The organism is Streptomyces griseobrunneus, assembly GCF_046713465.1.
GTDB lineage: Bacteria > Actinomycetota > Actinomycetes > Streptomycetales > Streptomycetaceae > Streptomyces > Streptomyces microflavus.
The window spans coordinates 564,599-578,360 of sequence record NZ_CP177080.1; the positions used below are offsets into that span (position 1 = coordinate 564,599).

Genomic DNA, 13,762 nt, shown 5'->3' on the forward strand with positions numbered 1-13,762 from the left:
CAGGTGCCCGCGATGGCCGGTGAGATCTCCTTCTTCGAGCTCGGGGTGGACGACCCCGAGAAGGCCCGGACGTTCTACGGGGCGCTGTTCGGGTGGAACTTCGAGCCGGGCCCTTCCGGCGAGGGCGGCTACGCGATCGGGACGCCCAGCGGGCAGGGGGGTGTCCACGGCGGCGACCCGGGTGCCGGACCGTACCTCTTCTTCCGGGTCGACGACATGGCCGCCGCGGTGGCGCAGGTACGTGAACTGGGCGGCAGCCTGGAGGGTCCCGACCTCGGCGATGACGAGGAGTCGGCCGCCCGGTTCGGGCGGTTCCAGCTGTGCCGCGACGACCAGGGCTCCCCCTTCGGTCTGCACGAGCCGCCGGGCGTCCGCTGACAGCCGGGGTTTCGGCGGAAGCCCGGGTGACGTTCCGGAGAACGTCCTGCGCGGTCCGAGCAACCCCGGGCGCCCTGGTGCCGTCTTGATCACCGACAGAACGGTTCGCCGCCCTGGAGGGGCGGCGTCCGCCCCCACCTGTACCGGGCTCGGAGAACAGGCCAACTATGCACCCTATGTATACACATAGAGCATAGTGGACATCGGAGCGGCCCGGGCACCGCGCGGAAGGCCCCCATGCAGACCAAGGCACTGGCGCCCGAGTACCAGGGCGCGCTCACCAAGATGTCGGTGAACGCCTCTCTGACCGACGTACTGGCCGAAGGCGTACGGCATCTGAAACAGGCCGAGCTCTCCGGCTCCCAGGAGGAGGTGGCGCGGAGCGGGCTTGCCGTGGCCGAGGCGCACCGCCGGCTGGGCCAGGTCGAGGAGGCCGACCGGGCGTGGAAGGCCAGTTACCGGGCCGCGCGCTCGGCCGGGGCGACGGGGGCGATGGCCTGGGCGCTGTGGAGCGGGGGGACGCTGGCGCGTCAACGGGGTTCGCTGCGCCTCGCGTTCCGGCTGTTGGGGCTCGCCGCCGAGCTGGGCAAGCGCGGCGGGGACGTGGTCGCGCGTGGCTACTCGCTCGCCGGACTGGCCGAGACCGGACGTATCCAGGGCGACTACGCCACGGTCGCGACCCTCCATGAGCAGCTGCTCGCCGAGGCCCGCGCCCGGGGCGAGGCGCGCCACACGGTGTGGGCGCTGGAAGGCATCGCGCAGATCCACCGCAACACCGGGCAGCTCGACTCGGCGCTGGAGATGTTCGAGGAGGCGGCCGTCCTCGCGGGCGACGCCGACGACCGGCGCGGCCGGGCCTGGGCCCTGCGCGGCATCGCTGACATCGTTTCCCTCCGGGACGGGGCGACGGAGCGCGCGCTCGGCCTGCTCGCCGAGGCCGAGGTCACCTGCCGGGAGATGAAGCTCTCCAGCGCCCTCGCCTACAACCACAAGATGCGCGCCAACGTGCTCTTCCGCGCCGGGCGGTACGAGGAGGCCCGCGAGGTCTACGAGCAGGCGCTCACGGAGTTCCGCGCGATGACCGAACCCCGGGGCGAGGCACTGGCGGCCCTGGGCCTGGTCAAGGCGCGCGCCCGGCTCGGCCGGGACCGCGCGGCCACGGCCGCCGAGCTGGACGAACTGCGGGGCAGGCTGAGCCGGATCGGGCTGCTCAACGCCCGGGAGATGGTGGAGCGGGCGTACGCGGAGCTCGGCGTGGAGCCGGCCGCGGAGCACGAGGAGGCCCGGGCCCGATGACGCTGTCCACGGCCCGGCAGGCGGCCGCACCGCAGATACTGGACCGGTGCCGCGAGCTCGTGCGGCCCGCGCTGGTGGAGTCGGTGCGCCGCCTCCACCCCTGGCACGCCGAGACGGCCGCATTCTCGCTCGGCTGGAGCGGGGTCGACGGCGACCCGGTCCCCGGCTCGCAGGGCAAGGGGGTCCGCCAGGCGCTCGCGGTGCTCGGCGCGGAGGCCGCCGGGGGCAGCGGCCGGGACGGCGTGATCGGCGCGGTCGCCGTCGAGCTGATCCACACCTTCTCCCTCATCCACGACGACATCATGGACGGCGACGAGACCCGGCGCCGCCGCCCGACCGTGTGGAAGGCGTACGGCACCGGGCCCGCGGTCCTGGCGGGGGACGCGCTGTTCGCACTGGCCGTCCGGACCCTGACGGAGGTCCCCGGGCCTACGGGCACGGCCGCGGTGCGCCATCTGTCGGGGGCGCTGGGCGACCTGGTGCACGGTCAGGCGCAGGACCTGCTCTTCGAGTCCCGGCCGTGGACGGGGAGCGAGGCGGTCCTGCCGCACGAGTACCGGGCGATGGCCACGCACAAGACGGGGTCGCTGCTCGGCTGCGCCGCCGCCCTGGGCGCGGTGCTGGCCGGGGCGCCTGCGCCCGTCGCCGATGCGCTGGACCGGGCGGGACGGCACCTGGGCGTGGCGTTCCAGGCGGTGGACGACCTGCTGGGGATCTGGGGCGATCCGCAGCTCACGGGAAAGCCGGTGCACAGCGATCTGCGGCGGCTCAAGAAGACCTTCCCGGTCCTCGCGGCCCTGGCGTCCGAGCACCGGGCGGCCCGGCACCTGGAGGCCCTCCTCACCGGCCCCGGACCGCTCGACGGGGCGGGAGTGCGCCGGGCGGCCGAGCTGGTCGACGAGGCAGGCGGGCGCCGGGCCGCGGTCACCGAGGCCCGGGACCAGCTGCGGGCCGCCCGCACCTGCCTGGACGGGGTGGAGCTCGCCGAGGACGCGCGGGGTGACCTGCTCACCCTGATCCCCTTCCTCGTCGACCGGACGGACTGACCCGGGCCGGCGGCCTTCGAAGGGCCGCCGGCTGCGAGGATGGGCACCCCGGGCCGCAACCCCGCGGCCGCGGCGAACGAAGGCCGGAGCCGGTATGACCCCCCTCCCCGCGCCCGTACAGGCGCTGCTCGTCGTGGACCTCCAGTCGGCGTTCGTCGCGGGCGAGAAGCCGGTGCCGGACGCGCCCCGGCTGCTGGACCGGGTGGGCGGCCTCGTCCACCGGGCCCGGGCGGCCGGGGCGCTCGTCGTCCACCTGCAGAACGACGGGCCCGTCGGGGAGCCCGACGAACCGCACACCCCCGGGTGGGAGTTGCACCTGCCGGTCCACGGCGGCCCGGCGGAGACCGTGATCCGCAAGACCGAGGACGACGGCTTCGAGGGCACCACCCTGGGGGACGCACTGACGGCCGCGGGGGTCCGGTCGCTCGCCGTGTGCGGGGTGATGTCGGAGATGTGCGTCCTGGCCACCGCCCGCCGGGCCCTGGCGCTGGACTACCGGGTCGTACTGCCGCACGACGCCCACGCCACGTACGACATCCCCGCCGCCCCGGGAATCAGCGAGGCCGTTCCGGCGGCGATGGCATCCCGGGTCGCCGAATGGGCCCTCGGTGACGAGGTGGAGGTCATCGCCCACGCCGAGGACATCACCTTCGCGGGCACCCGCGCGGAGCCCTTTGCCGACAATAGAACTGCGTGACCGTCAGACACATGGTGCCGCCACGCACTGTGGCGAACGGCCGCCCACAAGATGCGGCGAACAGGGTGACACCTGACCGGAGCAATTCTGCCGCCGTGCCCCGGAATTCCCCTGCGGCCGCCCCCCGCGCGCCCTTTCACCGCCTGATTCCGCCGCCTTCGTAAGGACACGGAACGGCCGCGCGTACCACCTGATCAGCGGCATCGTGCGGGTAATCCCCGCGTGGTCGTATGAGCGAGTCACGCGCACGATTTCGCCACATGTCTGCCAAAGTGCACTTCGGCTTTACTCACCGGATTGAGCGAAGAGAGCCGTACGTGCTGAACATGCGTCGTACTGAAGAAAGACAATTGACGGTCCTTCATTTGGTTCAGCCCGTGGACGGCGGAGTGGCCCGGGTCGTCACCGATCTCGTCAGGGCCCAGGCCGGCGCCGGGCTGCGGCCCGTGGTGGCCTGTCCGCCCGGGAGCCCGCTGGCCCTCGGGGCGGCCGCCGCCGGGGCTCAGGTCCGGGACTGGTCCGCCACCCGGGCCCCCGGACCACGGCTGGCCGGTGAGGTCGCGGCCGCGCGGCGGATCGTCCGCGACTGCCGTCCGCACGTGGTGCACGCGCACAGCGCCAAGGCCGGTCTCGCGGGCCGGATCGCGGTCCGCGGCCGGGTGCCGACGGTCTTCCAGCCGCATGCCTGGTCCTTCGAGGCCGTGGCCGGCCGTACCGCCGAACTGGCCCTGGGCTGGGAGCGGTTCGGGGCTCGCTGGGCCGATCACATCCTGTGTGTCAGCGAGTCCGAGCGGCGCACCGGCCAGGAGGCGGGCATCACCGCCCGCTGGTCGGTGATCCACAACGGCATCGACCTCGACCGTTTCCGTCCCGGCGGGCACGCCGACCGCGCCGCGGCCCGGGGCTCGCTGCCGTTGCTGGACGGGGTGGATCCGCAGGCCCCGCTCGTCGTCTGCGTCGGCCGTCTGACCCGGCAGAAGGGCCAGGACGTCCTGCTGAGCGCCTGGCGCCGGATGCGGGTGCCGGGAGCGCGCCTGGTCCTGGTCGGCGACGGACCCGACCGGGCCGGCCTGGAGGGCGCGGCCCCGGCCGGTGTCCTGTTCACCGGGGCGAGCGGGGATGTGCGGCCGTGGATCCACGCGGCGGACGTCGTCGTCCTGCCGTCCCGCTGGGAAGGCATGGCGCTGGCCCCGCTGGAGGCGATGGCCTGCGGCCGGGCCGTGGTGATGAGCGATGTGAGCGGGGCGCGGGAGAGCGTGGCGCCGGGCGACGAGGACCACCTCCTCGTACCGCCCGAGGACCCCGCGGCGCTGGCGGCATCGCTCACCGCGCTGCTCACCGATCCCGGGCTGCGCGAGGCGGTGTCCCGCCGGGCCCTGCGCCATGCCCGGGCGGCGTTCGACGTCCGACGGACCGCGGGGGCGGTTGCCGGTCTCTACCAGGAACTTGTCACCCTGTCCGGCCCCACGATGAGGAAGCGCACCGAGCGATGACGATGGAGAGTGCACCGGTTCCCGGCGCCGGACAGGCAACAGCCGTACAGGCTCACACGGTCCATCCGCCGCGAAGAAGCGACGGCGGTACGCGGGAGCTCGGCGGTGGGCGCAGCACCGTGCGCCTCGCGCCCGCCGCGCAGCTCCTGGGCGCCGACGCGGCGGCGCTGGCCGTCACGTTCGCCCTGTGCACCCCGGCCGGCTGGCCCTGGACCGTGTTCGCCGCGCAGGCGGTGGCCCAGGTGCTGCTCCACGCCTACCGGGGGCTCTACCGGATCGGCCTCTCCCCCTCGGTGCTCTCCGAAGTGCCCGCGCTCCTCGGCCTCTCCCTGCTCCAGTGGTACGTGACCATGGAGGTCGTCGCGGTCCGGGCGCCGCACCACGAGGTCGGCTGGGCGGTCCTGGCGTACGCGGCGGCCTCGCAGACCGTGCTGTGCGCCGCCGGGCGCGCGGTGGTGCACCGGATCCGGCACCGGGCGGCGCTCCGCAACCCGCTGTCGACGCTGGTCGTGGGCCAGGGCCCGATCGCCCGGCAGGTGACGGCGGCGCTCCACGACCACCCCGAGTACGGGCTGCGCCCGGTGGGCCGGGTCGCCGCCTCCGCCGCCCCGGACGAGGAGCCCCCGGCGCGGCCGGACGGTGTACCGCTGCCGGTCCTGGTCACCCCGCAGGAGGTGGGGAGGGCCGTCGTGCAGAACAGCGTGCGGCACGCGGTGTTCACCGCCCCGCCCGAGGCCACCCCCGACGGCGCCGCCCTGTTCGCCCTGCTCACCGGGCACGGCTGCCGGGTGTGGCTGGTCACCGGCGACACCGCTGTCGCCACCCGTCCCGCCGGGGGCCGCCCCGACCACCTGTGGGGGTTCGCCGCCCACCCGCTCCAGGACGGCACGCACCGGCCCGTGAGCCACGCGGCGAAGCGGGCGATGGACGCCCTCCTCGCGGGGGCCGGCCTGGTGCTGGTGGCGCCGCTGATGGCGGGGTGCGCGCTGGCGGTGCGGCTCTCGGACGGTCCGGGCGTCATCTTCCGGCAGGAGCGGGTGGGACGGCACGGCCGCCCGTTCGTCCTGCTGAAGTTCCGTACGCTGCGGCCCGCCGACGCCAAGGAGTCGGCGACGCGCTGGAACGTGGCGTCGGACGGGCGGATGAGCCGCGTCGGCCGGCTGCTGCGCCGCAGCTCGCTGGACGAGCTGCCGCAGCTGTGGAACGTCCTGCGCGGCGACATGAGCCTGGTCGGGCCCAGGCCCGAACGCCCCTTCTTCGTAGCGCAGTTCAGCCGAACCCACCCCGGCTACCAGGACCGCCACCGGATGCCGGTGGGCATCACGGGGCTGGCGCAGGTGAACGGGTTGCGCGGTGACACCTCGATCGAGGAGCGGGCCCGGTTCGACAACCGGTACATCGAGACCTGGTCCCTTTGGCAGGACGCGTGCGTGCTGGCACGGACCGTGGGCTCCTTCTTCCGGCTCGGGGGCAGCTGACCATGGCCACCACGCTGACCGCCCCCGCGCCCGGGGCTCCCGCCGGTACCGTTGCGCACCCGTCCCCGGGCGGGTGGCGGAGCCGGTGGCCGCTGCTCCCCCTGATCGCGACCGTGCTGCTGCCCGCCCTGCCGTACGGCATGGGCGAGGGCGGCGGCCCGGCGGTGGGACCGGCCGATGTCGCCTCCGGCATCGCGGTGCTGGTCTGTGCGGGGCGGCTGCTGTACCTCCGCCGGCGCCCGCTCGGCGCGGTCGCCGCCCTGGTGCTGGGGCTGCCCGCCGTGGGCTTCGCCGTGGCGACGGTGACGGCGGCCGACCCGGCCGCCGCACTGCCGGGCCTGGTCCGCTACCTCCAGGTCTTCGTCCTCGTCCCGGCCGCCGTGTACCTCCTGCTCAGGGATGTCCACGGCTTCCGGATCGTCGCCGGGGCGCTGGTGGTCCTGGCCGCCGTCCAGGGCGTCGTGGGGGTGCATCAGTACGTCACCGGGACCGGCGCCTCGTACATGGGCGAGGAAGTCCGGGCGGTCGGCACGTTCGGGCCCAGCGACATCATGGGGATGGCCACGGTCGTCGCCTACGGGCTGCTGGCCGCCGCCGCGTGTGCGCTGCGGACCCCGCGCGACGCCCCGGCCTGGCTGCGTCCGTGCGCCGCCGTCGTCGCCGTCGCGCTGATCGTGCCGCTCGCGCTCTCCTTCAGCCGGGGTGTGTGGATCGCCACCGCCGCCGCCTTCCTCGTCGTCCTGGCCCTGACCGGCCGCAGGCAGGCGCTGACCTCGCTGGCGGTGCTCGGCGCCACTGCGGTGGTGCTGGTCGGCGGGTTCGGCATCGGCTCGGAGATGATCGCGGAACGGGCCGCCAGCGTGACACAGGTGACCCGGGCGCCCGACCGGTCGGTGAGCGACCGGTACGCGATGTGGAGCGCGGCGGGCGCCATGTGGCGCGAGCAGCCCCTGACCGGTGTCGGCCTCAAGGGGTTCCCCGCGCACCGCGACGCCCACGCCTCGATCGGCCTCTCCTCCGGCAGCGACACGGCGGGGGCGGGCCAGGCGTTCCGCCGGCAGGCGCTGCTCTCGCCGCACAACATGTATCTGCTCGTCCTCAGCGAGCAGGGCCTCATCGGTCTGACCGCGATCGTCGGGAGCTGGGCGGCGATCCTGCTCGGCGCCGTACGCCGGCTGGTACGGGCCCGCTCGCGCGGCCACGCGGCCGTCGACTGCGGGCTGGTTGCGGTCGCCCTGATGGCCTGGCAGAGCGTCAACTTCCTGTACTCCGACATCGGCGGGCCCACGACCGTGCTGAGCGGCGTGGTCCTGGGGCTCGCCGCCTGGTGGGCACTGGCCGAGCCGGAGAAGGCGGGCACCGCGTGAGCGACACCGGTACGGGGACGGAGGCCGAGGCTCCCCCTCGCGGAGAGTCTCTTCCTCGCGAGGCCACCTCCCCGGAGGCTCCCCCCGGCGAGGAAGCCGCCGCTCCCCTGCTCCCGGGACCCGGGCAGCCCCCCGGTTCCGGCCCCGGGGGGACCGCGGCCGTCGGGACCTCGCCGGAGCCCGCGGAGAGCGGCGAGGCTCCCGGTCTGGGGTCCTTCCTCGCCCGCGCGGCCGCGGCCACGGCGGTGCTGACCGTGCTGGGAGCCGTACTCGGCCTGGTGCGGGACCAGGCGATCGCCCGGTACTTCGGCGCGAGCGACGCCAGCGACGCGTTCCTGATCGCCTGGACCGTGCCGGAGATGGCGGCCACGCTGCTGATCGAGGACGGGATGGCGCTGCTCCTCGTCCCGGCGTTCAGCCTCGCCCTCACCCGCCGCGCGGACGCCGAGGCCGCGAAGGGCGCCGAGGCCGCCGGGGAGCCGGCCCCCGACCCCGTACGGGAACTGGTGGCCGCCACTCTGCCCCGGCTCTGTGTCCTGCTCATGGCCGGTGCGGCGCTGCTGATGGCGGGCGCCCCGTGGGTCGTCGGCATCCTCGCACCCGGGCTGGCCGATCCGGCCCTCGCGGTGGACTGCACCCGGCTGACCGCCGTCACCGTGCTGACCTTCGGCATCACCGGCTACTTCAGCGCCGCCCTGCGCGCCCACCGCAGCTTTCTGCCGCCCGCCGGGGTCTACGTCGCGTACAACATCGGCATCATCGGCATGACGCTGGCGCTGCACTCGGTGTGGGGAGTGCGCGCGGCCGCCGCGGGTGTCGCCGTCGGCAGCCTGCTCATGATCCTCACCCAGCTCCCCACCTTCCTGCGATTGCTTCCCCTGGCGCGCCCCCGCTTCGGGCGGCTCAGGAAGCGTGTCCGGCGCACCGCCCCCCTGCTCGGCGTGACGGTCCTCGCCCCGGTCGTGCTGTTCGTGGTGAGCCGTCAGTCGCAGGTGCTGGTGGAGCGGTTCCTGGCCTCCACGCTCCCGGCGGGCGCCATTTCGCATCTGAACTACGCGCAGAAGGTCGCGCAGATGCCGATGGTCCTCTCGCTGATGATCTGCACGGTGACGTTCCCCGTCGTCGCGCGGGCGATGGCCGACGGGAACCATATGAGGGCCCGGCAGCGGGTCGAGCGGGATCTCGCGCTGGCGGGGATGGTGGTGCTGCTCGGTACGGCGGTGGTGCTCGGTTACGCGCCCCAGATCATCGAAGTCCTCTTCCAGCGCGGCGCGTTCGACGCGGCCGACACCGCCGCCACCGCCCAGGTGATGCGGGTCTACGCGGCGGGGCTGCTCGGCCACTGCCTCGTCGGCGCCCTGAGCCGGCCGTTCTTCTCGTCCGGGCGGCCCACCTGGTTCCCGGCGTTCGCGATGGGCACCGGACTCCTCGTCACGACGGGCGCCGGGTACGCGCTCACGTACCGCTTCGGGGTCGACGGCATCGCCACGGCCAACGCCATCGGGATCAGCACGACCGCGCTGCTCCTGCTGATGGGGCTGGGCACCCGGGTGGTCCCGATCCGGGCCCGGGCGGTCGCCGTCTCGCTCGGGCGCCTCGCGGGAGCCGCGCTGGTGGCCGGGGCGGCGGGCTGGGCTGCCGCCCCCCTCCTCCCCGACGCCGTGCTGAGTCTGGCCGCCGGATGTGTCCTGGTCCCCGCCGCCTTCTTCCTGACCGGGCTGGCCCTGCGCTCGCCCGAGGTCGTCTCCCTGCTGGCACTCATCCGACGGAGGTTCACTGATGGCCGCTGATCCCTCGGCACAACGCCCCGGCACTCCCCCGCCCCGGCTCCGCCCGCACACCCGCCGTCAGCCGTGGATCCTCACGTACCACTCGGTGACCGACACCGGTGACGACCCGTACGGCATCACCGTCTCCCCCCGGCGGCTCGCCGAGCAGCTGTCGTGGCTGCGCGGCAGGGGGCTGCGGGGGGTGGGGGTCTCGGAGCTGATGCGGGCCCATGCGGCGGGGAGGCGCGGTCTGGTCGGGCTGACCTTCGACGACGGCTACGCGGACTTCCTCCAGGAGGCGCTGCCGGTGCTGCGGGTCCACGGCTGCACCGCGACGGTCTTCGTCCTGCCGGGACGGCCGGGGGGTGTGAACGAGTGGGATCCGCTGGGTCCGCGCAAGCCGCTGCTCACCCTCGACGAGATCCGGCGGGTCGCCGGAGCGGGTATGGAGGTCGGCTCGCACGGTCTGCTCCACCAGGACCTCACCAAGCTGGCGGACGAGGAGCTGCGCCACGAGACGGTCCGCAGCCGGGAGTTGATCGGTGAGCTCACCGGCGTACTCCCGGAGGGTTTCTGCTATCCGTACGGCACGTTCGACCGGCGGGTGAGCGCCGCCGTAGGCTCCGCCGGTTACGGATACGGCTGCGCGCTGGCGCCCGGGCCGCTGATCAGCCGGTTCGCGCTCCCCCGCACCCATGTCAGCCAGGCGGACCGGGGCGTGCGGCTCTGGGCGAAGGACCTGCGGCACGGGCTGCGCCACGGAGCTGTCCCGGGCGCGGGCTTGCGTACCGCGTCCCCGGTGCGGGCGGACGGCCCCCGGTGAGGGTGCTGCACGTCATCACCGGGCTCGGGGTCGGCGGCGCCGAGCAGCAGTTGCGGCTGCTGCTGCGTCATCTGCCGGCGGAGTGCGACGTGGTGACGCTCACCAACCCGGGCCCGGTGGCGGACGGGCTGCGGGCCGACGGCGTCCGGGTCGTCCACCTGGGGATGCGCGGCAACCGGGACCTGTCGGCCGTCGGGCGGCTGGCCCGGCTGATCCGCGACGGCCGCTACGACCTGGTCCACACCCATCTGTACCGGGCCTGTGTGTACGGGAGGATCGCGGCCCGCCTCGCGGGGGTCCGGGCGGCCGTCGCCACCGAACACTCCCTGGGGCGCGCCGAGATCGAGGGCCGCCCGCTGACCCGGGGTATCCGCGCCCTCTACCTCTCCACCGAACGGCTCGGCGCGGCCACCGTCGCGGTCTCCTCCACCGTCGCCGGGCGGCTGAGGGACTGGGGGGTGCCCGCCGACCGGATCCGGCTGGTGCCCAACGGCATCGACGCGGACCTCTACCGCTTCGACCCGGACCGGCGGCTCGCCGTCCGGGCGGCGCTGGGCATCCCCGACGACGCGTTCGTGGTCGGCGGGGTGGGCCGGCTGGTGCCCGGCAAGCGTTTCGACGTGGCGGTACGGGCGGTCGCCGCACTGCCGGGGGCCCGGCTGCTGCTGGCCGGCGACGGGCCGGAGGCCGGGGCGCTGCGGGCCCTGGCGGCCCGGCTCGGCGCGGCGGACCGGATCCGGCTCCTCGGGGAGTGCGGCTCCGGCGGGAGCGGCCCGGTCCCCGGTGTCCCGGCCCTGCTCAGCGCCGTCGACACCTTCGTATCGACGTCCCGCGAGGAGTCCTTCGGGCTGGCCGCCGTGGAGGCGCTCGCCGCCGGACTGCCCGTGCTCCACGACGCCTGCCCGGCCATCGACGACCTGTCGGCCGCCCACGCCCCGGGCGCCACCCGGATCGCCGGGAGCCCCGACGAGCTGACCGCCGTGCTGCGGCAGCGGATACAGGCCCGCCCCGACCGCAGGCCGCCGCCCCGGGCCGTCGGCCACTACGACATCCGGCGCAGCAGCGAGCGCCTGATGGATGTGTACGCGTACGCCCTCGACACCGCCCCACCGAACCGGAGAGCCCTTTCATGACCGAGTCTCCCGAGCAGCAGCGACCCGTCGTCCTGCGGCGCCGGCTGCGTACCTACCCCGCCCGGCTGCGCACCGCCCTCACCAGAATGCCCCCATGGTGGCCCCTGCCCGTCTGCGTGCTGCTCGGCACCGCGTCGGGGCTCTCGTACGGGCTGCTCGCGTCCCCCCAGTACGAGGCCACCAGCTACGCCATGGCCGTCGCCGAGGAGGAGACGGATCCCTCGGCCGCGCTCGGCTACGCGCAGTCCTACGGGCGTCTCGTCACCAGCGACGCGACCCTCTCCTACGCCCAGGGCGCGGCCGGTGAGCCGGTGCGCGCACTGCGCACCCAGGTGCGGTCGGAGACCTCCCCCGACTCGCCGATGATCGCGGTGACGGGCACCTCCGACGACGCGGGCAGGGCGGCCGACATCGCCAACGCGGTCATCGAGGCCGTGATCGTGAGCAGCGGCCATGTCTCCAAGGACACCGGGGTGAAGCTGATCAAGTTCACCCATGCGATGAAGCCGGACCAGCCGGTCTCGCCGTCGGTGCCGCTGGGCACCGCCGTGGGGACGGCCGCGGGCGGTCTGCTGGGCGGCCTCGTCCTGCTGGTGCGCCCCCGCCGCACCGGCTGGAGCGTCTCCGCCCAGGTGCCCGGCCCGGCCGCCGCCGAGGACGACACCACCGCCGACGAACGGGAGCTCGTACGATGACGGCCGACCGGGCGGGCAGCCTCACCGTGACGCTCTGCCGGGACTTCGGGGAGTTCGGCGCACTCGCCGGGGAGTGGGACGCGCTGCACCGGCGCTGCGCCACCGCCACCCCGTTCCAGAGCCACGCGTGGCTCCATTCGTGGTGGATCTCCTACGGTCAGGAGGGGAGGCTGCGGGTCCTTCTGGTCCGGCGTTCGGGGCGGCTGATCGGTGCGGCCCCGCTGATGCTCGTCCACCGTCCGATGCCGTTGCTGGTGCCGATGGGCGGGGCGATCTCCGACTTCTTCGACATCCTGCTGGACGAGGAGGAGGCCGGTTACGCGGTCGGGGCGCTCCAGCGCGGTCTGGACCGGGCCGCCCGGCACTCCGTGGTCGACCTGCGGGAGGTCCGGCCGGACGCGTCGGCCCAGTTGCTGTTCGGCCGGTGGCCCGGGGCCCGGAGCCGGCTCACCGACTCGACATGCATGGAGCTGCCCGCGGAGCCGCTCGACGGCCTCGTGGCCCGGCTCACCGGCTCGCGGGGCCAGCGGCTGCGGGCCAAGCTGCGCAGGGTCGAGGCCCTGGGTGTGGAGGCCCGCAAGATCCCGCAGGACGGGGTGCCCGCGGCCATCGGCACCCTGCTGCGGCTCCACGAACTCCAGTGGCGCGACCGGGGCGTCAACCCCGAGCACCTGCGGGCCCGGTTCTCGGACCACCTGGTCCGGTCGGTGAGCCGGATGGTGGGGGACGGCACGGCCGCCGTCACCGAGTTCCGGCTGGGCGGCGAGGTCGTGGCGGCCAACCTCTCGCTGCAGTCGGGTCAGCTGGCGGGCGGCTATCTGTACGGGGCGGACCCGGGGCTGCGGGAGCGGAAGGTCGATGTGTCGACCATGCTGCTGCGCGAGGTGGCGCAGCAGGCGTCGGACACCGGCCGAGAGGTGCTGAGTCTGCTGCGCGGCGCCGAGCAGTACAAGAACCACTGGCAGCCGGTCACGGTGGTCAACCAGCGGCTGCTGCTGGCCCGCCCGGGTCTGGAGCCGCTGCTGCGGCTGCGCGAGTCGCAGGTGGCGGTACGGGAGCGGGCCGTGGAGACCGTGAAGGCCCGGTTCCCCGCCGCGCGGGACTGGCACGAGCGGCTTACCACGCTTCCGGTCATCGGGCGGTGAGGCGGGCGGCGACAGGCCGTAGGACAACACCGGAGATATCGCCCGGCCGCTGATCCGTTACCGCCCGGCGTCCTACGCGTTGTCAGGGCATGCGGGCCTCGTGCTCCGCAGCAACCCCCCTTCCTCACAAGGAGTTCTGATGTCGCGTATTACGAAGGTCGCCGCTGTGATGGCCGGCACCGGTGCCCTGCTCGCCGGCGGTGCCGGCCTGGCGTCCGCGGACGCCGGTGCGCAGGGCCTCGCCGCCGGCTCCCCCGGTGTCCTCTCGGGCAACCTCGTCCAGGTCCCGGTCCACGTGCCGGTCAACGTCTGCGGCAACACCATCAACGTGATCGGCCTGCTCAACCCGGCCTTCGGCAACACCTGCGTCAACGCGGACGGGGGCCACGAGGACAAGGGCGACTACGGCTACGGCCGCTGATCTCCCCGTTCCACCGGGACG

General features: G+C 74.5%; 13 protein-coding genes. All 13 read left to right on the forward strand.

The window, feature by feature from the left end; all coding sequences use genetic code 11:
• The first annotated feature begins 12 nt into the window (after positions 1-12).
• Positions 13-378 carry a VOC family protein gene (locus ACK8N7_RS02765; RefSeq protein ID WP_403218451.1) on the forward strand — a complete coding sequence of 122 codons (366 nt, stop codon included), beginning with the start codon at positions 13-15 and terminating at the stop codon, positions 376-378.
• 237 nt (positions 379-615) lie between these two features.
• A complete protein-coding gene (locus tag ACK8N7_RS02770) occupies positions 616-1,674 on the forward strand; it encodes a tetratricopeptide repeat protein (RefSeq protein ID WP_403218405.1) in 1,059 nt (352 codons plus the stop codon).
• On the forward strand, positions 1,671-2,720 hold the full coding sequence (locus tag ACK8N7_RS02775; RefSeq protein ID WP_500440723.1) for a polyprenyl synthetase family protein: 1,050 nt from the start codon (positions 1,671-1,673) through the stop codon (positions 2,718-2,720). Before ACK8N7_RS02770 ends, ACK8N7_RS02775 begins: the two co-directional genes overlap by 4 nt.
• Positions 2,721-2,814: 94 nt before the next feature.
• Positions 2,815-3,417 (forward strand): isochorismatase family protein, encoded by a 603-nt coding sequence (locus ACK8N7_RS02780; RefSeq protein ID WP_403218407.1) that lies wholly within the window; start codon positions 2,815-2,817, stop codon positions 3,415-3,417.
• Positions 3,418-3,734: 317 nt separating this feature from the next.
• Positions 3,735-4,910 carry a glycosyltransferase gene (locus tag ACK8N7_RS02785; RefSeq protein ID WP_403218408.1) on the forward strand — a complete coding sequence of 392 codons (1,176 nt, stop codon included), beginning with the start codon at positions 3,735-3,737 and terminating at the stop codon, positions 4,908-4,910.
• Positions 4,907-6,388: a sugar transferase gene (locus tag ACK8N7_RS02790; protein WP_403218409.1), complete on the forward strand. Its 1,482-nt coding sequence runs from the start codon at positions 4,907-4,909 to the stop codon at positions 6,386-6,388. The genes ACK8N7_RS02785 and ACK8N7_RS02790 overlap by 4 nt, the downstream gene beginning before the upstream one ends.
• Positions 6,389-6,390: 2 nt before the next feature.
• Complete coding sequence (locus tag ACK8N7_RS02795) at positions 6,391-7,755, forward strand: O-antigen ligase family protein (RefSeq protein ID WP_403218410.1); 1,365 nt, start codon at positions 6,391-6,393, stop codon at positions 7,753-7,755.
• Complete coding sequence (gene murJ, locus ACK8N7_RS02800; RefSeq protein ID WP_500440724.1) at positions 7,752-9,545, forward strand: murein biosynthesis integral membrane protein MurJ; 1,794 nt, start codon at positions 7,752-7,754, stop codon at positions 9,543-9,545. The genes ACK8N7_RS02795 and murJ overlap by 4 nt, the downstream gene beginning before the upstream one ends.
• On the forward strand, positions 9,535-10,347 hold the full coding sequence (locus ACK8N7_RS02805; RefSeq protein WP_500440725.1) for a polysaccharide deacetylase family protein: 813 nt from the start codon (positions 9,535-9,537) through the stop codon (positions 10,345-10,347). Before murJ ends, ACK8N7_RS02805 begins: the two co-directional genes overlap by 11 nt.
• Complete coding sequence (locus tag ACK8N7_RS02810) at positions 10,344-11,480, forward strand: glycosyltransferase (protein WP_403218413.1); 1,137 nt, start codon at positions 10,344-10,346, stop codon at positions 11,478-11,480. Before ACK8N7_RS02805 ends, ACK8N7_RS02810 begins: the two co-directional genes overlap by 4 nt.
• Positions 11,477-12,175 (forward strand): YveK family protein, encoded by a 699-nt coding sequence (locus ACK8N7_RS02815; protein ID WP_403218414.1) that lies wholly within the window; start codon positions 11,477-11,479, stop codon positions 12,173-12,175. The genes ACK8N7_RS02810 and ACK8N7_RS02815 overlap by 4 nt, the downstream gene beginning before the upstream one ends.
• Complete coding sequence (locus tag ACK8N7_RS02820; RefSeq protein WP_403218415.1) at positions 12,172-13,320, forward strand: GNAT family N-acetyltransferase; 1,149 nt, start codon at positions 12,172-12,174, stop codon at positions 13,318-13,320. Before ACK8N7_RS02815 ends, ACK8N7_RS02820 begins: the two co-directional genes overlap by 4 nt.
• Positions 13,321-13,459: 139 nt before the next feature.
• A complete protein-coding gene (locus tag ACK8N7_RS02825) occupies positions 13,460-13,741 on the forward strand; it encodes a chaplin (protein WP_403218416.1) in 282 nt (93 codons plus the stop codon).
• Positions 13,742-13,762: the final 21 nt, after the last annotated feature.